This window comes from Devosia sp. Root105, assembly GCF_001424865.1.
GTDB lineage: Bacteria > Pseudomonadota > Alphaproteobacteria > Rhizobiales > Devosiaceae > Devosia_A.
This window is the reverse complement of record NZ_LMCR01000021.1, coordinates 94,986-114,862: the sequence shown is the minus strand read 5'-3', so window position 1 is coordinate 114,862 and position 19,877 is coordinate 94,986. Positions and strand designations below refer to the sequence as shown.

Genomic DNA, 19,877 nt, shown 5'->3' with positions numbered 1-19,877 from the left:
GCGTGGCGCACAAAACGGGGCGACCTGACCATGCCGATCGCCCGCCGCTTTCATCTCTCCGAGCTGCCCAGGCCTACGAATTGCTGGCCACTCGCCCCGACGGCAAGATCGTCATCACCCGCTGAGCACGCGGTTCCGGCGCTGCGCGTCAGTCCATGTGCACAAATGTCCTCGCGACAGGATTGAACGCGCGCCGCGTGAGATCGCGCTATTAGGCAGGAAATGACGGGGGAACCACCCTCCGTGTCCTGCCTCTTGGAGCGATGTGCACATGGATCGTGCAGCCTATTTCCGTTACGCTGGCGAAAACGCCCGCAACGTCGTGTTTCCGCTCGGCGGTATCGGCGCCGGTTCCATCGGCATCGGCGGCGATGGGCGCCTGCGCGACTGGGAGATCTACAACCGCCCCAGCAAGGGCAGCGTCAACGGCTTCTCGCACTTCGCCGTCAAGGCCGAGCGCGACGGCAAGGTGCTCGATACCCGGGTGCTGCACGGCCCGTTTCAGGGCTCGCTCACCGGCGATTACCTCGGCAAGCACTTCAACTCGTTTGGCTTCGGCGTCCGCCGTGAGCACATGGCGGGGTTCCCGAGCTTCGAGGCGGCGACGCTCTCTGGTCCCTATCCGGTGGCGACCCTCGATTTCGCCGACAAGCGCTTCCCGGGCACGGTGAAGCTCGAGGCCTTCAGCCCCTACCTGCCGATGGAGAGCCGGCTCTCCTCGCTGCCCGTGGCGATGTTCGAGTTCACCTTGGCCAACACCACCGCGGAGCCGATCGACTACACGCTGTTTGGCTGCCTCGGTTTCGAGTTCAAGGACCAGGCTGGTGTCACCGCCAGCGCGCCGGATGGCCGCACCGCACTGACCGGGCGCTCGGCTTCCGACCGCAAGTCGATCCATTACAGCGAGCTCAGCATCTCCACCGATGCCGCCGAGACCAGCTATCAGCGCCACTTCTTCCGCGGCAGCTGGTTCGATGCGCTCGAAGTCTACTGGCAGGACATCAACCGGCCCGGCCGGTTGAAGGATCGCTTCTACGACGATGCCGCGACGCATCGCATGTCGGGCAGCCGTGCGGTGGCCGAGCACTCGACGCTCGCCTCGCACGTCACCATCCCCGCCGGCGAGAGCCGCACACTGCGCGTCGCCATCGCCTGGTACGTGCCGAACGCCAGCAAGTACTGGGTGTCGCAGAACGCCTTGATCGGTGAACCCAAGGATATCCCCAGCGTCTGGCGAAACTACTATGCCACGCAGTGGCCGAGCGCCGACGCCGTCGCCGCCGAGGCCTTCGCCGGCTGGGATCGGCTGGCGAGCCAGACCAAGCGCCTGCAGGCCGAGTTGCTCGCTTCGACGCTGCCCGATCCGGTGCTCGACGCGGTGTCGGCCAACCTCTCGATCGTCAAGACCGCCACCGTACTGCGGCTCGAGGATGGCACCTTCTACGGCTGGGAGGGTTGTCACCCCGATGCCGGCTCCTGCGAGGGCAGTTGTACCCACGTCTGGAACTACCAGCAGGTGCTGCCCTTCCTGTTTCCCGACCTCGAACGCTCGATGCGCGAGGCCGATTTCTTCAACAACCAGGTACCATCGGGCGGCATGGCGTTCCGGCTGGCATTGCCGCTCGGCATCGGCACCTCGAACGACCGGCCCTGCGTCGATGGCCAGTTCGGCAATGTGCTGAAGGCCTATCGCGACTGGAAGCTTACCGGCGACCTCGCCTGGCTGCGCTCGATCTGGCCCGAGGTGAAGGCAGCCATCGGCTACGCCTGGCACCCCGACAATTACGACAAATGGGACCCGGAGAAATCCGGTGTGCTCACCGGCCGCCAGCACCACACGCTCGATATGGAGCTGTTCGGGCCGAGCTCATGGCTCAACGGTTTCTACCTCGGCGCACTGCTCGCCGGCTCGAAGATGGCCGAAGCGGTCGGCGAGGCCGACACGGCAGCCGAGTTCGCCGAGATCTACGCCCGCGGCCGGAGGTGGACGCACGACAACCTGTTCAACGGCAGCTACTTCATCCAGGACGTTGACCTCGAGGACAAGCAGCAGCTGGCGCGCTTCGAATCCAAGCTCGGTCAATCCAATTACGTGCGCGGCTCGATCTACGACCTCTACTGGTCCGACGAGCACGGCCAGGTGAAGTACCAGGTCGGCGAAGGCTGCGAGATCGACCAGGTGCTGGCCCAGTGGCATGCCGGGCTCTACGGGCTGGGCGACGTGTTCGAGCCCGAGCAGTTTGCCTCGGCGGTGCGTGCCGTCTACCAGCACAACTTCAAGCGCCGGCTCGGCGACGAGGCCAACCCGTGCCGCGTCTTCGGGCTCGAGAACGAGGCCGGCACGCTGATGTGCGCCTGGCCAGAGGGCGCGGTGCGCCCGGCGATCCCAGTGCCCTACAGCCAGGAATCGATGCACGGCTTCGAATATGCCTTCGGCTGCCAGCTGATGATGATCGGCGAGCTGGACAAGGCCATCGAAGTGTTCGCCGCGGTGCGCGACCGCTATCGCGGCCACAACCGCAACCCCTTCAACGAGATCGAGTGCGGCTCGAACTATGCGCGCTCGATGGCGAGCTATGCCGCCGTCCTGGTGCTTTCGGGCTTCGGCTTCGACCTCAGCGAGGGCCGCATCGCCTTCGCGCCCAAGCTGATGAGCGAGGGCCGCTTCCGCTCGCTGTGGTCGACCGGCACGGCCTGGGGGAGCGTCGCCATCGATGATGGCGAGGCGCGCCTCACCGTCATCGGCGGCACGCTCGAAGTCGCCGAAATCTCCATCTGCGGCCACGTCTTCAAGGCCGAAGCCACCGATCATTTCGGCGGCAAACCCGAGCGGCGAGACGGCCGCTCGATCTTCAACCCCGGCATGGGCTTGATGCTCCGCCATGCGGGGATCGCCGTCAGCAACCAACCGGACATCGCCCAATAAAAGCTTAGCGCCAACAGGGAGGACCCTATGCGCACCCGATTGACCCTCAGCGTCATGGCGCTTGCCATGGCCGCATCGCCCGCGCTCGCCCAGCCGGCGGCCGATATCACCGCCAAGCTGACGATCTTCCAGCCGGTCAACCAGCAGATGATCGACTCGACCGACAAGGCGATCGCCCGCTTCAAGACGAAGTACCCCAACGTCACCATCGAACCGCAGTTTGTGCCGCAGCCATCCTGGGGCGAGTACAACACCTCGTTCATCAACCAGGTGGCGACCGGCGCGGCGCCCGACATCATGTTCTCGGCCATCGAGGGGTTTGCCGAGACCGCCAATCGCGGCCTGCTGCGCGACCTGGGGCCGCTCATCGATGCCGATCCGACCGCCAAGGCGGTGCTCGACGAGCTCGACCCCAACCTCCTCGACGGGATGCGCACCCGCTCCACCGGGCAGTTGAACTTCTTTCCCACCGAGTGGAACAACATCGTCGTCTATTACAACAAGGACATGTTCGATAAAGCCGGCGTCGCTTACCCGGCGGATGACTGGACCTGGGCCGATTTCCGCGAGACGGCAAAGCAGCTGACCATCGCCGATGCCAATGGCAACGTCACCCAGTACGGCTATTTCGTGCCGGGCTTCAATTTCGGCCTGACGCCCTGGTTCCTCACCAACGAGGCGAGCGTGCTCGATGCGGATTGGAAGCAGTCGGCCGTCGCGACCGACAATTTCCGCGAGACGTTGCAGTTCCTCCATGACCTGATCAATGTCGACAAATCCGCCCCGGCCTTCGAGTCCGGCGTCGGCGACAGCAAGTTCGTCGCCGGCCAGGTGGCGATGTTCTCGGCCGGCCACTGGCCGATCCCCGAGATCCGCGCCAGCGGTTTAACCAATGTCGGGGTGCAGATCATGCCGGTGAACAAGGTGAAAACCACCGTGTTCGGCATTGGCGGTCTCGCCGTCACCAGCGCTTCGCAGAACCCCGAGCTCGCCTGGGAATTCGTCAAGGAAATGACCGGCAAGGAGTTCCAGACCGAGCTCGCCGATTCCGAGCGTTCGATCCCGTCCTGGCGCAGCCTTGCCACCACCGACAAGTACCTGTCGTTCCCCGACAACGCCGCGATCTTCTACGGCTCGGCCGCCACCGCCAAGCCGGTCGCCTCGCCGCCGAACTTTGCCCAGGTCGAGGAGATGACCATGCGTTACGTCGGCGCCTACCTCAACGGCAACGAGGACCTCGATACCACCATCAGCGGCCTCGACAGTGAACTGTCGCGGGCCATGAAGCGCGCCTACAACTGACGCTTGACCCGGGGCGCCCGCTCGGGCGCCCCCTCTCGCCACCGGCGGAGGACACCATGGCAACCCTCAGGCAACGCGAAACGCTGGCAGCCTATGGCTTCCTCGCACCGGCCTACCTCATCTACCTGCTGTTCCTGGCCATCCCGATGGTCGCGTCGCTCCTGCTCTCGGTGCTGGAAGTCGACCGGCTGACCCTCGCCACCCAGTTCGTCGGCTGGGCCAACTTCGACTGGGTGCTGACCGACCCGCGCTTCTGGAAAACCTTCGGCAACACCTTCTACTTCATAGCGCTGGCGGTGGTGGGCAATGTCGGGCTCGGCCTCGGCCTCGCCGTACTGCTCGACCGCAACATCCCCGGCCCGCTGCTCTATCTGTTCCGCCTCGCCTATTTCCTGCCGGTGCTGGTGTCGCTGGCCTTCGTCTCCTTCATCTGGCGCTTCATGTTCTCGTTCGATCTGGGCGCCATCAACTATTACATCCGCATGCTTGGGCTGCCGCCGGTCGGCTGGCTCACCGACAAGAACGTCGCCATGCTCTCGATCGTCATCATCGACGTGTGGAAGAATGTCGGCTTCTTCGTCATCATCCTGCTCGCCGCGCTGCAAGGCGTGCCGCGCAACCTGATGGAAGCCGCGCGCATCGATGGCGCCTCGCCCTTCACCGCGCTCAGGCGCATCAAGCTCCCCTACATCGCCCCGGTTATCCTGTTCTGCGTCACCTACGCCACCATTGGCGGGCTCCAGGTCTTTGACTCGATCAAGATTATCACCGATGGCGGGCCGGGCGATTCCACCCGCTCGGTGGTGATGTACATGTTCTCCGAGGCCTTCAGCGCCGGCGAACTGGGCACCGGTGCCGCCTCCGCCCTGACGCTGCTCGTCGTCATCGCCATCGTCACCGCCATCCAGCTGACGCTCGGCCGTCGCTTCGCCGGGAGATAGCCATGAGCATTGCCCAAGCCTCCGTCACCGCCCGCGTCCATTCGGCCACCAAGGTTATCGACTGGCGCAACCTGCCGGTGATGATCGTCCTCGGGATCGGCGCCATCCTCATGCTGCTGCCATTCCTGTGGATGTTCGCCACCAGCATGCGGCCGGCCAGCGAAGCCTACCAGCTGCCGCCGAGCTTCCTGCCGACGCGGCTCAACTTCGATGCCTATGCCGCGGTGCTGGATTCGCCGCTGCCGTTCCTGCGCATGTATCTCAACAGTTTCATCGTCGCGGCGGCCACCACCATCGGCGTGGTAGTGAGCAGCGCCATGGCGGCCTTCGCCTTCTCCCGCCTGCGCTTTCCCGGCAGCTCGCTGCTGTTCGGCCTGCTGCTGGTCGGGCTGATGGTGCCGCATGCGCTGGTGGTGATCCCGCTGTTCTACGGCATGGCCGCCGCCGGGCTGCTCGATAGCCTGTGGTCGCTGATCCTGCCGGGGCTCGCCTCGCCGCTCGCCATCTTCATGATGCGCCAGTTCATGGAGGGCCAGCCGCGCGAATACGAGGAGGCCGCCTTTATCGACGGCGCCAGCTACTGGACCATTTTCTGGCGCATTTCGCTGCCGCAGATGGGCCCGCCGATCGCCGCGCTGTCGATCATCGTCTTCACCTCGAGCTGGAACAACTTCCTGCTGCCGCTGATCTTCGTGCGGAAGTTCGAGGTGATGACGCTGCCGGTCGGCCTGCTCGGCCTGTCGGATTCCTTCGGCGCGCTGTCGCTGTCGGTTATCATGGCGGCAGTGACCATGTGCGTGCTGCCACTGCTCGTGGTGTTTCTCGTCGCCCAGCGCTTCATCGTCGAGAGCATCGCCAGCACCGGCATCAAGCGCTAAGCGGAGACCATCATGCTCGGATCGCAAATCCTCGATCTCAACACCTCGATCAGCGGCGCCGATATCGGCGTACCCGAGATCAAGACCTTCGGCTTTGCCACGTTCCAGAAGGCGATGGCCACCACCGACAGCTGGACGTCGCATGGCGGGCCGGAGCTGGTGTTCGTCATTGAGGGCGAGGCCTGCTGGGAGCTCGAAGACGAGGCGCTGGTGCCGGTCTCGGGCGGCCAGTTCGCATTGTTCCCCGCCGGCAAGAAGCACCGCATCGTCAACGGCCTCTATCCGCCCAGCCACTCGTTCTGGATCGTCATGGCCAATGCCACGAACGTCGCCGATCCGGCGCTGTTGACCCGCGACGGTTTCCGCGACTTTCAGAACTATCTCGGGCGGCGTGGCCTGACGCACGACATCGAGGCGCGCTGCATGGATGCCATCGGCGAGCTGCACCGGCTGATGAGCGACCCGCGCATCTATACCGGCTCGAGCCTGCTCATTGCCGAGATGCGGGCAGCACTGCACACCGTGCTGATCGAGGCCTGGAAGGCGCAGGATAAAAAGCTCGCCGACCGCGACAACAGTGCGCTGATCGATGATTTCCTCGAGGTGCTGCACTCCGATCCCGACACCGAACTCAATATCGGCGAGGTGGCGACCCGGCTCGGCTATTCGCGCAGCTACCTGCACAACCGCTTCCGCAAGGAAGTCGGCATGTCGCCCAGCGACTATGCGCAGCGTTTACGGATCAAGCGCTGCTGCACCCGCCTTGCCACCACCAGCGAGCCGGTGACCGACATCGCCGTCGAGTTCGGCTTCGGCAGCTCGCAATACTTCTCGCGCGTGTTCAAGAAATACCTCGGCACCACCCCATCCGAATACCGCCAGCAAATGGCGATCAGGGAGCACTGACATGGCGACGCTCGCCCTTCGCGACATCCGCAAATCCTTCGGCAAGCATGAGGTGATCCACGGCGTCAGCCTCGACGTGAAGGATGGCGAGTTCGTCGTCTTCGTCGGTCCCTCCGGCTGCGGCAAATCCACCATGCTGCGGATGATCGCCGGGCTCGAGACCATCACCGAGGGCCAGCTGCTGATCGATGGCACGGTGATGAACGAGGAAACCCCGACCCGTCGCGGCATTGCCATGGTGTTCCAGAGCTACGCGCTCTATCCCAACATGACCGTCTACCAGAACATGGCATTCGGCCTTGAGCAGGCGAGGCTCCCCAAAGCGGAGATCCGCGAGCTGGTGCTGGAAGCGGCAGAGACGCTGAAGATCGAGCCGCTGCTGCAGCGCCGCCCCGGCCAGCTCTCCGGCGGCCAAAGCCAGCGCGTCGCCATCGGCCGCTCGATCGTGCGCAACCCGCGCATCTTCCTGTTCGACGAGCCGCTCAGCAATCTCGATGCGGAGCTGCGCGTCCACATGCGGGTGGAGATCGCCAACCTCCACAAGCGCATGGGCCGCACCACCATCTACGTGACGCACGACCAGGTCGAGGCGATGACGCTCGCCGATACCATCGTGGTGTTCAACGAAGGCCGCATCGAGCAGGTCGGCACACCGCTCGATCTCTACAACAAGCCGGCCAACCGCTTCGTTGCCGGCTTCCTCGGCTCGCCCCGGATGAATTTCCTCCAGGGCAGGGTGGCCGAGGCGGTGTCCGGTCCCTGTGTCGAGGTTCCCGGCGGCGTGCTGCCTTTGCCGCAACCGGCTCGGCAGGGCGAAACCATCGAGATCGGCATCCGGCCCGAGCACCTCGAAGTGGTAGCCCCCGAGGGCGCTGCGGCGCGGGCTCGGGTGCAGTTCACCGAGCAACTTGGCGGCGAGACCTTCCTTTATTGCGATGTCGGCGAAGCGGCCGAACCGGCCCGCATCGTCATCAAGCGGCAGGGCCAGCAGCGCTTCGGCGACAACGAGGTGATCGGGCTGGCGATCGGTGCGTCCGACGTCTATTGCTTCGACAGCAAAACCGGCGCTGCCCTCGCCGCCTGAGAGACCTAAGACCAAAGAACCTCACCAGATCCATGACCCGCATTACCGGCCTTCGCACCCACGACCTCCGCTTCCCGACCTCCGCCTCGCTCGATGGCTCCGATGCGATGAACCCGGACCCCGATTACTCCGCCGCCTATGTGGTGCTGGAGACCGATGGGGCACTCGAGGGGCACGGCCTGACCTTCACCATCGGCCGCGGCAACGAAGTGGTGGTGGCAGCGATCGAAGCGCTGCGCGATCGCGTCACCGGGCTTGAACTCGATTGGATCGCCGAGAACCCCGGCCGCTTCTGGCGCCATGTCACCGGCGACAGCCAGCTGCGCTGGATCGGTCCGGACAAGGGCGCCATGCACCTCGCCACCGGTGCCGTGGTCAACGCGGTGTGGGACCTTCTCGCCAAACAGGCGGGTAAACCCGTCTGGCGCTTCGTCGCCGACATGACGCCCGAGCAGCTCGTCTCGATCATCGACTTCCGCTATCTGACCGACGCCATCACTCCCGAAGAGGCGCTTGCCATTTTCAGGAAGGCAGAAGCCGGAAAGACCGAGCGCATCGCCGAGCTCGAGCAGAATGGCTACCCTTGCTACACCACGTCCGCCGGCTGGCTTGGCTATTCCAACGAGAAGCTGACCCGGCTCGCCACCGAGGCGGTGGAAGCCGGCTTCTCGCACATCAAGATGAAAGTCGGCCGCGACCTCGCCGACGATATCCGCCGGCTCGAGATTGTCCGTTCGATCATGGGCCCCGATCGCTACCTGATGATCGACGCCAACCAGGTGTGGGAGGTGGGCCAGGCGATCGATTGGGTGAAGGAGCTCTCCCGCTTCAAGCCCTATTTCATCGAAGAGCCGACCAGCCCCGACGATATCGAGGGGCACCGGAAGATCCGCGAGGCGATTGCCCCGGTTAAGGTGGCGACCGGCGAGATGTGCCAGAACCGTATCCTGTTCAAGCAGTTCATCACCCGCGGCGCCATCGATATCGTGCAGATCGATGCCTGCCGCATCGGTGGCCTCAACGAGGTGCTGTCGGTGCTGCTGATGGCCGCCAAATACAACCTGCCGGTGTGGCCGCATGCCGGCGGCGTCGGCCTCTGCGAATATGTGCAGCACCTGTCGATGATCGACTATCTCGCCGTATCCGGCACCAAGACCGGCCGGGTGATCGAATATGTCGACCACCTGCACGAGCACTTCCTCGATCCCTGCGTCATCGAAAAAGCCGCCTACATGCCGCCAAAGCGGGCCGGCTTCTCCATCGAGATGAAGCCCGCCTCGATCGCGGCCCATCGTTTCGGCTAGTTTTTTTCGCCAAAGCCTGGAACCCACATCGGGCTAAGGCGTTTTGTATGTGCGATCCGTGAACACTCGAAAGAGTCGATCAGATTGCAAAGCGGCAGGGAAGCAGATGAAAATCGCTCCCCTGCTGTTTTTGTGCGCGCTCCAGGATTGCCGGTCTTGTCTCGCGGCTCACGCCGCGGCAAACCCGGGTGGCTCCCAACAACCCCCTCTCTTCCCGAAAACTAAGGACTTAGCTGCGCTAAGCCCAAGTTTTCGCTTTCTCCCCCGCCAAGGGGGAGAGTCCCGACTGATACTGAGGCGCAAGTGGAAGGCACGGATCATCTCCCCTTGGCGGGAGGAGAAAGCAAAATCTTAGGTTTAGCCGTTTGGCTAAGCCTTAGATTTTGCAAGAGAGGGGGTTTTGGAGGGCACGACGGCTCGGCCGCCCCATCATTGACGAATCGACCCTCACCCCGCCATCTTCAACCTGTGCGTGGCCCATCGCCGAACCTCCCAGGACCTTCCCCAGCATGGTCTCGAACGGAGGCAAAGGGACTTCAGTCTCGGGTCGCTGTCATTGGTCTCATTCCGTTTCGGATGCCGTTGCTGGGGAACTCGTCCGGGACGCGAAAGGCCTGACAAATGACGCAAAACCAGAACTTCAAGCGCCGCGTGCGCAGTCGCGCCAAAAAGACCGGCGAATCCTACACCGCCGCTCTGCGGCACGTTCGTGCCAGCTCCCCGCCAGACGCCATGGCCCGCTCGGTTCGCCTGGCCGTGGCGCAGACGACGCTCTGCGATGATCCGCGCGACGCCGTGGCCCTGCGCGCCAGCGGCGAAGCGCTGCGGCGCCTGATGCAGCAGGCGGCCGAGGCCGGTGCGCGGATCGTTCACTTCGGCGAGGGCGCGATCTGCTCGCCCAATAAGCGCATCATGTCGTCCACCAGCCCCGACGAAGTCGGACCCGCCGATTGGGATCGCTTCCAGTGGGGCGTGTTCAACGAGGAACTCGAGCGGACCCGGGGATACGCCCGCGAGCTCGGCATCTGGGTGGTGTTTGGTGCAGTGCATCGGCTGTCGCCGCCGCACCGGCCGCATAACAGCCTCTACGTCGTTTCCGATCGTGGCGAGCTGATCACCCGCTACGACGAGCGTCTGCTCTCCAACACGAAAATCTCCTTCATGTATGCCCCGGGGTCGATCCCGATGACGTTCGAGGTTGATGGCATCAGTTTCGGCTGCGCCCTCGGCATGGAGACGCATTTCCCCGAGATCTTCACCGAGTACGAGCGGCTTGACGTCGATTGTGTGCTGTTCTCGAGCACCGGGGACGGACTGCCTCATGGCGGCGGCGCGTTCGCGGCCGAGGCGCAAGGGCACGCGGCCAGCAACAGCTACTGGGTCAGCTTCGCGGTTCTCGCCAAGCACAGCCCGAGCGCTCCAGCCGGGATTGTCGGCCCCAATGGTCGATGGGTGGCTCAGTGCCCGGCGGACGAAACACCGGCGGTCGCGCTGGCCGACATCACCACTGATCCGGCCGACCCGTCGCGTCCATGGCGGCGGACGGCCCGGGCGGGGATCTACGAACCGCATTTCGTCGCCGGCGATCCGCGCAGCGACGGCCGCAACAGCTTCTAGCAGAGAGAAACCGGCAGCCCCTCTCTCCGCGGGGAGAGGGGTGAGCGGAAGCTCTCAGTGCACCCGGATGTTCTTGAACTGCCAGGGGTCGTCGCGGTCGAGGTCTTCACTGAACAGCTGGCCGCGACCCTCCAGCGGCGTCCAGTCGGTATAGACCCCCACCACATCGCCGAGATAGGGCCTGGCGATCTGCATCACCTCGTCATAGCCGAGATCGTCCGGCTCCAGGATGCCTGAGTTTGGGTGCTGCGCCGCCCACACGGCGCCGGCCAGCACGCCCGCCGCCACCTGCAGGCTCGTGGCATTGTTGTGCGGCACCAGCGCCCGTGCCTGGGCGATGCTGAGCCGCGAGCCGAACCAGTAGGCGCCTTTGCAGTTGCCCATCAGCAGCACGCCCAGCTCGTCCATGCCGCAGGTGATCTCATCGCGGATGATGCGCCGCGTGCGCTGCGCCGACCAGTTGCTGCCGGCGAGCTCATGCAGTGACAGCACGGCATCGTCGCACGGGTAATAGGCGTAGTGGACGGTCGGTCGATAGGCGACTTCGCCGTCTTCCCAGATCGTCAGGTGGTCGCTGATCGAGATCGACTCGCCGTGCGTGATCAGGAAGCCGTGATAGGCGCCCTCGAGCGGCGTCCAGCTGCGCACCCGCGTCGCGGCGCCCGGCTGGTTGAGATAGATCGAGGAATCGCAGCCATTGCCATGGCGCGAAGCGTCGGTCGGCCAATGCTGCTCGTGCGTGCCCCAGCCCAGTTCGGCCGGCTGCAGCGCTTCGCCGATGAACCCCGCCACCGACCAGGTGTTGACGAACTCGCCGCGCTGCTTGCGTCGGCCGGTGACCTGCGTGTCGCGCTCGGCGATATGGATGGTCTTGATATCGAGCCGGCGCGCCAGTGCCGCCCAGTCGATCGCTTCCGTCGGCGACAGTTGCAGACCGTTCTCGGCGGCGATGCGTAACAGGCCCTGCTTGACGAAAATCGAGGCAAGGCCCGGGTTGGCGCCCATGGTCAGCACGGCGGTCGGACCGGTCGGATATTTCTGCCGCAGCGCCAGCGCCGCTTCGCGTAGCGCATAGTTCGAGCGTTGCGCCGGCGGGCGTGACGGATCGACATAGCCACCCGGCCAGGGCTCGAGGCACATATCGAGGTAGAGCGAGCCGTTCTGCTGGCAGAGTTCGATCAGCGCCGTGCTGGAGATCCCGACCGACAGGTTGAGCAGCAGCGTGCCCTTTGTAAGCAGCGGGCCGAGCAGCACCCGGTAATTCTCCGGCGTCACCGCCTCGACCACCAGCTTGGCATTCGACTCGCGGGCGATTTCCGCGCCATTCGCGTCAGCCGCGAAGATCGTGATCGGTTCGTCTGGCAGGTCAAGATGACGGATGAGCAGGGGCAGGACGGCTTGTCCAATACTACCGAACCCGAGCATGACGATCTGGCCCGGAAGTCGCGCGTGCTTTGTATAGGCCGTCATGGTGATCGACTCTTTTCACGGTGCCGCGTCACAGCCGCATCAGCTAAACACCGCCGGTAAGAGGATTGTTCCCACGCTGCGCAGTTCTACGGAACCATGCCGGCAGCGCGAGGTTGAGGGAATGGAGATGGACGCAAAGGAGAAGAACAATGAGAACCCTACCCATCCTTGCCGCCATCATGGCCTTGAGCATCGGACCAGCGGTGGCCCAGGACAACAACGCGAACCCTGGCGCTCCTGGCCAGGATCGTGTTTGCCTGGTCACCACAGGCACGCCCAACAGCTTCAACGATGTCGATGTGACCGGCACCAAGTGGCTGCCGCGCAAGGCCGCCGAGGCGCAGGCCAAGAAGGATCCCAGCAGGGAGCGGGTGTTCGACTACACCAGCGATCCGCTGGTGACTGGCGGTCGATACGCGTCGGCGGAAGAGCTGTGCAACACGCACTTTGACAAGTGACGATCAGTCCCGGGCCCGGTGCCCGGGACTTCTCCCCTCAAATCAGGCGGGTTGAAAGCGGACGGAGATATCGATCCGCGAGCGCCGCACCACTGTGCAGCTGAGTGTTTCCCCGGGCTGCAGCTCGAGGTCGAACGAGGAAGGCACGTTGGCTGCCCTGTTGACACGCAGCGTCGCGCCGGCGCGCGAGCCGTTATGCACCTCGCAGGCAAGGCGCGTTCCAAGTTTGTCGAGGATGATCTGGGCGCGGCGAACCTGTCGTTTCGCCGAAAACCAAGCTTCAGTCATTGGCAAGTCAGTCCCTCATAGTCGGGTCGGCTGATCGGGATGGCGGCACCGCATGGGTTGCGGCGGAGATGGACTTGCGGTGCCGCCACGCTTGGAGCGCCGTTCGGCGCTCGCGCCCGACCCTGGGGGCAGGGAGGGCAATCCAAGGCTAGCATTCGACGTCTGATGTGCCGCTGAGGCGCCGTCTCAGCGAAATTGCAGGTTCCAGCACGCCTCAAAGTACTGGCGTAGTATTGGCAACGGGAGCAGCCCGTTCTGGAGGGTTGCGGCTCGCTGGGGCGGGGTGGCGGCATCGTGGGCTAGCGGATGGGGGCGCGCGATGCCGCCGGGTTGGAAGGTGCCTTTCGGCACCGCCCCGGCGGTGTGTGCAACTGCCAGGACACCTCTCACCTAGCAGGCACATGCTGATGCGCGCCTGAGTTCGAATTTCAGGGAAATTACAGCTGAGCTTCGTTACAATTGCACATTATGCGCACCTTCACTCCCATCCTCGCCCTGCTGCTGGCCGCCGCTCTGGCTGCCCCGGTCCTTGCCGACCCCGGTAACGGCGATGGCAATGGTGGTGGCGGCAATGGCGGCGGCAACGCCGGCGGCCAGGGGAGCGAGAATTCCGGTAACCCCAATGCCGGCAGCGGCAACAACAGCGGCAATTCCAGTGGCAACGCCAGTGCGAATGCCGGCAACCAGCTCACCAGGGTTCCCAAGGACGAGAACGTCGCGCGCGAGGCGGTGAAGAAGCGCGAGGTGCTGTCGCTGGCGACCGTCACGGCGCTCGTCGGCGAGAGCACCAAGGGCCGGGTGCTCGATGTGGAACTGGTGCGGCTTGCGGGCGTATATCTCTACGAGGTCACCGTGCTCGAGCCCGATGGCCGCCTGCACAAGCTCTACTACAATGCGCGCTCCGGAGCGCTGGTGGACCACTGATGCGCATTCTCATCGCCGAAGATGACCAACGCATCGCCCAGCCGCTGAGCATGGCGCTCACCAGTGCCGGCTTCGTGGTCGAAATCGAGACCGACGGCGAGGTCGCCTGGTATCGCGGCGATACCGAGGAATTCGAGACCGTGATCCTCGACCTGGGCCTGCCGACGCTCGACGGTCTCACCATCCTCAAGCGCTGGCGCAGTGCCGATCGGAACTCTCCTGTCCTGGTGCTGACCGCGCGCGGTCGCTGGGAGGAGAAAGTCGAAGCCATCGAGGCTGGCGCTGACGACTACGTGGTCAAGCCCTGCCGCGTCGAGGAAGTGCTGGCTCGGGTTCGCGCCATCATCCGCCGCTCCAACGGGCTGGCCTCCTCGCGCATCAACTTCGGCGACTACGTGTTCGACGCGAGGCAGATGCAGGTGAGCAAGGATGGCGTGCCGATCGAGCTGACGCCACTCGAGTTCCGGCTGCTGTCGCAACTGCTGCACAGCCGTGGCCGCGTGCTGTCGCAGATCGAGCTGACCGATCACCTCTACAGCCAGGACAGCGACCGCGATCCCAACTCGATCGAGCAGTTGGTCGGCCGGCTGCGGCGGCGCCTGGGACCAGGAATCATCGAGACGCGACGTGGATACGGCTACGTGCTGCCCGGTGACGAGGGGTGAAGCTGCACTCGCTGCGGCTCCGGCTGCTGGCAGGCGCCGGCCTGTGGATCCTCGTGGCGCTGCTGCTCGCCGGCGTCGCTATCGTCTCGATCTTCGCGGCCACGGTCGAGCGCGACCAGCGTGAGGATCTGCTCGCCAGCCTCGACCGCGTGCTGAGCGGCATCGACTCGGAGGTCTCCCTCGCTGACCTGAGCCCCCGCCTCAGCGATCCCCGTTACACCGCCCCGGCGGGAGGTCTTTACTGGCAGGTCGTCGACCTCGATAGCGGCGAGCTGGGCCAGTCGCGGTCACTCTGGGACACCGAGGTCCGGGCGCCGGAGCCGGCAACTGCCGGGGAGCCGACCTTTGCCCACGTACCGGGGCCGCAGGGCCAGATGCTGAGCATCGCGACACAGGATGTGCTGATCGACGCCGCCACGGGGCCACGGCGTCTGCGGGTCAGCGTCGCCGAGGACCTGAGTCTCAGGGGGCACGATCTCCGGCGCTTCGCCACCGACATTGCGACGGCGCTCCTCGCGGTCGGGGCGGCGCTGGTGTTCGCCGCCTGGCTGCAGGTCTATCTCGGGCTGCGCCCGCTGCAGGCCCTGCAGCTCGCCGTCGAGGACGTGGTGCAGGGACGGACCAGGCGGCTGGACGGACCCTATCCGGAGGAGGTCGGCCCGGTGGTGCACGAGGTGAATGCGCTGCTGACCAGCCACGAGCGTGCCATCCAGTTCGCCCGTACCCGCGCCGACGATCTGGCGCATGGGCTGAAGACCCCGCTGGCCGTGCTGACGGCGACCGCCGGGCGCCTCCGAGCCGAGGGCGACACCGGCAATGCCGAGGTGCTGGAGCTGCTCAGCGAGGAGATGGCGGAGCGGATCGACTACCAGTTGCGGCTGGCGCAACTGCGGATGCGCAGCGCCGAGCACGTGCTCACTGCCTCGCTCGACCAGGTGCTGCTGCGCAGCGTCACGGTGATGCGCAAGGCTGGTCGGGGGCCCGAGCTGTTCTGGAAGCTCGATGCCCACCCGGCCAGCGTCGACATGGACCCCCATGATCTGATGGAACTGGTGGGGGTGCTGCTCGAGAACGCCGCCAAATGGGCGCGCACCGAAGTCGAGGTGGTCTGCCGGCCGGGCGGCGAGCTGGCCGAGTTCATCATCCGCGACGATGGCCCGGGGCTGTCGGACGAAGATATCGGCAAGCTCGGCAAACGCGGTGGGCGTCTCGATGAGGAGCGATCGGGCACCGGCTTCGGCATCTCGATCGCGCGCGAAATCCTTGAACTCAACGGCGGTACCCTGAGTATCGGCCGTTCCAAAGCCGGCGGGCTCGAGGCCACGGTGCGCATCCCGCCCGCGCCGGCAACCTAGCCCCGGAGGTCCGGCGCGGGACTTGGCCCGCGCCGTGCCGGTTTCTCGGTCAGTTCGCCGCGACGACGATGCCCGGCGAGTAGACGACCGTTCGCCCTTCCAGCTCAACGAAGTAGAGGCGGTCGTTGGTGTAGAAGTAGGCGTGGTCGGGGTCGCCATCGATCACGTGCAGCTCGATGGTGTCTGGCACCACATAGCCGACGTCGATATCGCCTTCGATGATGATCGGTTCGGTCGGGTTGAGGCGCGCATACTCGATGGAGGTATCGGCGACCGCACTCGCGCCGATCACCGCGCCGGTAAAGCCGCCGATGACTGCGCCGATCGGGCCGAAGATCAGGCCGCCGGCAATGGCGCCGCTGACGCCGCCTGCCGTACCGCCGACCGCGGCGCCGGCATCGCTCTGCGCGAGCACCGTACCGCTACCAAGGGTGAACACTGCCAGGGTGGCCAGGATCAGTTTCTTCATTTTTGCAATCCTTCTTCTTGTCTCCGCCGCCAAAGGGGGAAGTCCCCGTGGCTCGATCGGTTCCAAGAGAAGTTCACCGGCGTAACCCGGGCGAAGCGCCATGCGAGGCACTCCGCCCGGTCGCTGCGTCAGGCCGCTTCAGCGGTGCCCGGATCGACCACCACCCGGATCTGGGTGATCTTGTTGGCCGGAAAACCGCTGAGTTCGGCGTGGCGCCGGATGTCTTCCGGATCTTCGGCCAGATAGACGCAATAGGTCATGTCGTCGGCGAAGTAGGAATGCACCCACTGTACCCGCGGCGCGAGTTTGGCCAGGGCCTCGTTCGAGACTTTGGCCGCCTCGCGGTGCTCCTCGGCCGAGAGCTTGCCGACACCGGGGATCATGCGTTCAATCACATAGCGTTTCATTCTCAGTTCTCCTCAGTTGGTGGCTGCGACGGTCGCGTCGCAGGAGACATTGGGGTTCATGTCGGCGAAGGTGCCGGTGGGGTTGGCGCGCCAGGCCCAGACATGCAGCTCGTAGAAGGGCGGCAGGCCATAGCGGTTGGGCGCGTTGGTGAAGCTGAACAGGTGCCCGTCGAGATTGGCCGGGCCCTTGGTGGTGATGTATTCGACCGCCACCAGCTGCATGCTGCCATCGGCCTGCGGCTCGTACATCACCGCTTCGGGCTTACCGATATCGACGACGTCGTCCTCGATCAGTGCGCCGTTGACGTAGTGGATGCCCATGGCGCCACCCTCGACACCCGAGACACAGGGGATCGGGGCATAGCCTTCGGCGGTTGCGACGCTCACATCGGCGAAGCGGGCGTTGATCTCGCGCACCTTGTTGGCGAGCGGGTTGTCGGGCGAAACGCCGGCGGCATGGTCGTGCGCCAGGGACGGCTGGGCGATGACTGCCGCCGCAAGCATGCACGTTGCGAGCAAGGCTCGCCTGCTGGCGTCGTGCGCCAGACGGGGGAGAGTGAAGTTCATTTGTCTTGGGTCCTGAACAGATTGTGGTGATGCCCCCCTGCCTCGGCGACGCATGGCGCCCCGCCGGTAGGGTCTTTTGAAACGTCCAGCCTCAGGATTGTTGCCGCCCCGGATCGGGGCGAACCACCAGGGTCTCGGCCACCGGGTAGAACTCTTCTCCCGGTATGCCGGCACGCCTCGCATGTTCGCGGATGGCTTCGCCATCGGTCGCCTCGTACACGCAGAATGTGCCGAGGCGGCCATCCGGCTCGTGCACCGCGTAGCTGCGGATCCAGCTGACGCGACCCTGCATCTCATCGTTGGCGATGCGGTCGCAGACCTGGCTGACCTGCTCGATATCGGGCATGGCAACCCAGGCGCTGGGGCGACGGACGACATAGAGTTGCATTTCAATCCTCATGCGCTGCAGCCGCCCGGGCGGGAGGCTGCGGAACGGGGATTGCAATAGGCGGACCGGGGCTGACTGTCCTTACCGCGACCTGATCAGACGCTGATCATTTGCCGATGCTCGCTTCGCGGCGCAGCGATAGGGCGGCTTCGACCAGGCGCGGCGAGCCGATGCGGCGGGCCGTCATCTCGGCCGCGCCGAGCTCGGCTTCGGCTCCCGGCCGGTCGCCTGCAACGAGGTAGCCCTCCGCCAGCTCGAGCCGCACGCGGGCGGCGTGATAATCGACCTTGGCGCTGGTCCAGAGCTGGCGGGCGAGGATGCGCAGTTGCGTCGCCCTGAGGTCGCCCGTCGGCAGCAGGGCTGCCCGCGTCTCGGCGAGCATGGCGCGGATGGCGGGTTGCGGCCAGCGCTCCTCGCTGTCCGTGAGCTCCGCCAGGTAACCCTCGGCGCGCGCCGCGTCGCCGGACTTGGCGGCGATGCGCGCCGCATTGACCAGCAGCACGCCACGGCGCTGCAGGTGGAACCAGCCGCGCCCCTGCATCGTCCGGTCGAGCGCCGTCAGCGCCGCCGCGGCGTCGCCCTGCTCGAACAGCCGCACCGCGTGGCCCGGCTCGGCATCCCAGCCCAGCGCATAGGCCATGGCATAGTCCGTGTCGGCGGTGGCGAAATCGCCCAGCATGGCGGCAACGTCGCCGCGCACGCGATATCCATCGCCCAGCGACCAGGATTCCTCCTCGATCAGTTTGGGCAAGGCCCGGCTGATCGAGTCGAACGCTTCGATCAGCGTGCCGCGGGCGCCCAGGATCTCCGCACGGTGCAGGTTGCACGAGCCGGGGCGCTCGGCAAAGCTGGCATCGCACCAGCTATCAAAGCCATCGCTCCATTGCAGTGCGCGCTCCCAATCGGCAAAGGTCCGGCACGTCCACAGGATGTTGCAATAGACCAGGCTCCCAGTGATCGGGTCGACATGGCTGGAGAGCGCGATGGCGGCGGCATGGTTCTGCAACCTGCTGCCTTCCTCGACCTGGCCCAGCGACATCTGGAAAAAGCCCTTATAGACCAGCGTCAGCGCCTCGAGGCCCGGGTCGCCCGCGCTGGCCCCGAGCTCGGCTGCCCTGCAGGCGAGCTGCAAGGCGTCTTCCGGCCGGCCGCCGGAGGCCGCAAGGCGCGATTGCATCCACAATAGGTGCGCCCGCACGCCGGCATTGTCCGAGTCAGCGAGGATGGTGTCGGCCCGTTTGAGCCAGCCTTGCGCTGCGGCGCTCGAGCCGCGTTCGAGTTCCACCCGGGCAACCGTCGTTGCAGTCCGCGCTGCCCTGTCGTTGCGTCCGGCCGCCAGGTGCGCCTCGATCGCCCGCTGCAATGCCGGCAATGCAGCGACGGCATGGCCGCGGCACTCGTCGGCGAGCGCCCAGAGCTCGAGATCTTCGGCATCGAGCGGGTCGGTCGTTGCGGCCTCGGCAAACAGGCGGGTGGCCGTGTCCCAATCGTATCTGCTCACGGCTGCGCGGGCCGCCGCCAACCGTCCTCCCGCCGCGGCGGATGACTTCGGCGCCGCCACCGCAAACTCTGGCGCGTCGAGCGCAAAACGATAGCCATGGCGGGCAAAATTGCGCAGCGCCTCGCCGACCCCACCTTCCGCTAAAACGCGCCGCGCCAGGCTCGCGGCGCGCTGCAGTGATGACTCGGTTACGGTGACATTGGGCCACAGCGCGTCCAGAAGCTCGTCCTTGGGCACCACGCGCCCGGCATTCCGAACCAGATAGGCGAGCAGATCGAAAACCCGCGGCTGGATGTGCTGCGCCTGGCCGCGCAACATCAGCGCGCGGGCTTCCTCGTCGAGGACGAAGGGACCAAAGGTCAGCTGCATAGGCGTCTACCCCGGCGTGGCACAGCGGCCGCCCTCGCCGCGTAGACCAGGCCGCCGC

At 65.4% G+C, this 19,877-nt stretch carries 19 protein-coding genes; 12 read left to right on the top strand and 7 right to left on the bottom strand.

The annotated features are described in order from the left end of the window. The first annotated feature begins 271 nt into the window (after window positions 1-271). The 8 genes from ASC68_RS27335 to ASC68_RS27300 all read left to right on the top strand — a co-directional run bounded on the left by ASC68_RS27335 (window position 272) and on the right by ASC68_RS27300 (window position 10,958). Entirely contained in the window at window positions 272-2,926 is a 2,655-nt protein-coding gene (locus ASC68_RS27335) for a GH116 family glycosyl-hydrolase (RefSeq protein ID WP_082528527.1), read from the top strand. Window positions 2,927-2,953: 27 nt separating this feature from the next. Continuing rightward, the gene (locus ASC68_RS27330) at window positions 2,954-4,228 is read left to right on the top strand and encodes a sugar ABC transporter substrate-binding protein (RefSeq protein WP_055887478.1); all 1,275 of its coding nucleotides are present in this window, start codon (window positions 2,954-2,956) and stop codon (window positions 4,226-4,228) included. A gap of 56 nt (window positions 4,229-4,284) precedes the next feature. Then, on the top strand, window positions 4,285-5,169 hold the full coding sequence (locus ASC68_RS27325; RefSeq protein ID WP_055887474.1) for a sugar ABC transporter permease: 885 nt from the start codon (window positions 4,285-4,287) through the stop codon (window positions 5,167-5,169). 2 nt (window positions 5,170-5,171) lie between these two features. After that, window positions 5,172-6,047, top strand: a complete 876-nt coding sequence (locus ASC68_RS27320) for a carbohydrate ABC transporter permease (RefSeq protein WP_055887471.1) — start codon at window positions 5,172-5,174, stop codon at window positions 6,045-6,047. A gap of 12 nt (window positions 6,048-6,059) precedes the next feature. Beyond that, window positions 6,060-6,953 carry an AraC family transcriptional regulator gene (locus ASC68_RS27315; protein ID WP_055887469.1) on the top strand — a complete coding sequence of 298 codons (894 nt, stop codon included), beginning with the start codon at window positions 6,060-6,062 and terminating at the stop codon, window positions 6,951-6,953. A gap of 1 nt (window position 6,954) precedes the next feature. Further along, window positions 6,955-8,037: a sn-glycerol-3-phosphate ABC transporter ATP-binding protein UgpC gene (gene ugpC / locus ASC68_RS27310; protein ID WP_055887467.1), complete on the top strand. Its 1,083-nt coding sequence runs from the start codon at window positions 6,955-6,957 to the stop codon at window positions 8,035-8,037. Between the two features lie 32 nt (window positions 8,038-8,069). After that, window positions 8,070-9,341 carry an L-fuconate dehydratase gene (locus ASC68_RS27305; protein ID WP_055887463.1) on the top strand — a complete coding sequence of 424 codons (1,272 nt, stop codon included), beginning with the start codon at window positions 8,070-8,072 and terminating at the stop codon, window positions 9,339-9,341. A 621-nt stretch (window positions 9,342-9,962) separates the two neighbouring features. Further along, a complete protein-coding gene (locus ASC68_RS27300; protein ID WP_055887460.1) occupies window positions 9,963-10,958 on the top strand; it encodes a carbon-nitrogen hydrolase family protein in 996 nt (331 codons plus the stop codon). 54 nt (window positions 10,959-11,012) lie between these two features. Here the strand turns inward: ASC68_RS27300 and ASC68_RS27295 are convergent, their stop codons facing one another. After that, a complete protein-coding gene (locus ASC68_RS27295; RefSeq protein ID WP_055887457.1) occupies window positions 11,013-12,428 on the bottom strand; it encodes a saccharopine dehydrogenase C-terminal domain-containing protein in 1,416 nt (471 codons plus the stop codon). Window positions 12,429-12,577: 149 nt separating this feature from the next. Here ASC68_RS27295 and ASC68_RS27290 point away from each other — a divergent pair, with 149 nt between their 5' ends. Then, window positions 12,578-12,886, top strand: a complete 309-nt coding sequence (locus ASC68_RS27290; RefSeq protein ID WP_056002424.1) for a hypothetical protein — start codon at window positions 12,578-12,580, stop codon at window positions 12,884-12,886. A gap of 42 nt (window positions 12,887-12,928) precedes the next feature. On the opposite strand, the gene ASC68_RS27285 is transcribed toward ASC68_RS27290, so the two are convergent. Then, window positions 12,929-13,174, bottom strand: coding sequence for a hypothetical protein (locus ASC68_RS27285; protein WP_055887451.1), 246 nt, complete (start codon window positions 13,172-13,174; stop codon window positions 12,929-12,931). 468 nt (window positions 13,175-13,642) lie between these two features. Here ASC68_RS27285 and ASC68_RS27280 point away from each other — a divergent pair, with 468 nt between their 5' ends. The 3 genes from ASC68_RS27280 to ASC68_RS27270 are packed head-to-tail and all read left to right on the top strand — an operon-like array spanning window position 13,643 to window position 16,118. Further along, window positions 13,643-14,098: a PepSY domain-containing protein gene (locus ASC68_RS27280; protein ID WP_055887448.1), complete on the top strand. Its 456-nt coding sequence runs from the start codon at window positions 13,643-13,645 to the stop codon at window positions 14,096-14,098. After that, window positions 14,098-14,763, top strand: a complete 666-nt coding sequence (locus ASC68_RS27275) for a response regulator transcription factor (RefSeq protein WP_055887444.1) — start codon at window positions 14,098-14,100, stop codon at window positions 14,761-14,763. The genes ASC68_RS27280 and ASC68_RS27275 overlap by 1 nt, the downstream gene beginning before the upstream one ends. Beyond that, window positions 14,760-16,118 (top strand): HAMP domain-containing sensor histidine kinase, encoded by a 1,359-nt coding sequence (locus ASC68_RS27270; RefSeq protein ID WP_055887440.1) that lies wholly within the window; start codon window positions 14,760-14,762, stop codon window positions 16,116-16,118. Before ASC68_RS27275 ends, ASC68_RS27270 begins: the two co-directional genes overlap by 4 nt. Window positions 16,119-16,167: 49 nt before the next feature. On the opposite strand, the gene ASC68_RS27265 is transcribed toward ASC68_RS27270, so the two are convergent. From ASC68_RS27265 to ASC68_RS27245, 5 genes are all read right to left on the bottom strand, one after another. Next, window positions 16,168-16,587, bottom strand: a complete 420-nt coding sequence (locus tag ASC68_RS27265; protein ID WP_055887437.1) for a DUF1236 domain-containing protein — start codon at window positions 16,585-16,587, stop codon at window positions 16,168-16,170. A 128-nt stretch (window positions 16,588-16,715) separates the two neighbouring features. After that, window positions 16,716-16,994 (bottom strand): DUF4242 domain-containing protein, encoded by a 279-nt coding sequence (locus ASC68_RS27260; RefSeq protein ID WP_055887434.1) that lies wholly within the window; start codon window positions 16,992-16,994, stop codon window positions 16,716-16,718. A 12-nt stretch (window positions 16,995-17,006) separates the two neighbouring features. Then, window positions 17,007-17,561 carry a hypothetical protein gene (locus ASC68_RS27255; protein ID WP_055887431.1) on the bottom strand — a complete coding sequence of 185 codons (555 nt, stop codon included), beginning with the start codon at window positions 17,559-17,561 and terminating at the stop codon, window positions 17,007-17,009. A 91-nt stretch (window positions 17,562-17,652) separates the two neighbouring features. Beyond that, window positions 17,653-17,949 (bottom strand): nickel-binding protein, encoded by a 297-nt coding sequence (locus ASC68_RS27250; RefSeq protein WP_055887428.1) that lies wholly within the window; start codon window positions 17,947-17,949, stop codon window positions 17,653-17,655. Window positions 17,950-18,055: 106 nt separating this feature from the next. Then, window positions 18,056-19,819 (bottom strand): winged helix-turn-helix domain-containing protein, encoded by a 1,764-nt coding sequence (locus ASC68_RS27245; RefSeq protein WP_055887425.1) that lies wholly within the window; start codon window positions 19,817-19,819, stop codon window positions 18,056-18,058. Between the last annotated feature and the right edge of the window lie 58 nt (window positions 19,820-19,877).

Bases quoted from the DNA above. Each gene is read 5' to 3' on its own strand.
- ASC68_RS27335 (WP_082528527.1), top strand. From the start codon at position 272: ATGGATCGTGCAGCCTATTTCCGTTACGCTGGCGAAAACGCCCGCAAC.
- ASC68_RS27330 (WP_055887478.1), top strand. From the start codon at position 2,954: ATGCGCACCCGATTGACCCTCAGCGTCATGGCGCTTGCCATGGCCGCA.
- ASC68_RS27325 (WP_055887474.1), top strand. From the start codon at position 4,285: ATGGCAACCCTCAGGCAACGCGAAACGCTGGCAGCCTATGGCTTCCTC.
- ASC68_RS27320 (WP_055887471.1), top strand. From the start codon at position 5,172: ATGAGCATTGCCCAAGCCTCCGTCACCGCCCGCGTCCATTCGGCCACC.
- ASC68_RS27315 (WP_055887469.1), top strand. From the start codon at position 6,060: ATGCTCGGATCGCAAATCCTCGATCTCAACACCTCGATCAGCGGCGCC.
- ugpC (WP_055887467.1), top strand. From the start codon at position 6,955: ATGGCGACGCTCGCCCTTCGCGACATCCGCAAATCCTTCGGCAAGCAT.
- ASC68_RS27305 (WP_055887463.1), top strand. From the start codon at position 8,070: ATGACCCGCATTACCGGCCTTCGCACCCACGACCTCCGCTTCCCGACC.
- ASC68_RS27300 (WP_055887460.1), top strand. From the start codon at position 9,963: ATGACGCAAAACCAGAACTTCAAGCGCCGCGTGCGCAGTCGCGCCAAA.
- ASC68_RS27295 (WP_055887457.1), bottom strand. From the start codon at position 12,428: ATGACGGCCTATACAAAGCACGCGCGACTTCCGGGCCAGATCGTCATG.
- ASC68_RS27290 (WP_056002424.1), top strand. From the start codon at position 12,578: ATGAGAACCCTACCCATCCTTGCCGCCATCATGGCCTTGAGCATCGGA.
- ASC68_RS27285 (WP_055887451.1), bottom strand. From the start codon at position 13,174: ATGACTGAAGCTTGGTTTTCGGCGAAACGACAGGTTCGCCGCGCCCAG.
- ASC68_RS27280 (WP_055887448.1), top strand. From the start codon at position 13,643: ATGCGCACCTTCACTCCCATCCTCGCCCTGCTGCTGGCCGCCGCTCTG.
- ASC68_RS27275 (WP_055887444.1), top strand. From the start codon at position 14,098: ATGCGCATTCTCATCGCCGAAGATGACCAACGCATCGCCCAGCCGCTG.
- ASC68_RS27265 (WP_055887437.1), bottom strand. From the start codon at position 16,587: ATGAAGAAACTGATCCTGGCCACCCTGGCAGTGTTCACCCTTGGTAGC.
- ASC68_RS27260 (WP_055887434.1), bottom strand. From the start codon at position 16,994: ATGAAACGCTATGTGATTGAACGCATGATCCCCGGTGTCGGCAAGCTC.
- ASC68_RS27255 (WP_055887431.1), bottom strand. From the start codon at position 17,561: ATGAACTTCACTCTCCCCCGTCTGGCGCACGACGCCAGCAGGCGAGCC.
- ASC68_RS27250 (WP_055887428.1), bottom strand. From the start codon at position 17,949: ATGCAACTCTATGTCGTCCGTCGCCCCAGCGCCTGGGTTGCCATGCCC.
- ASC68_RS27245 (WP_055887425.1), bottom strand. From the start codon at position 19,819: ATGCAGCTGACCTTTGGTCCCTTCGTCCTCGACGAGGAAGCCCGCGCG.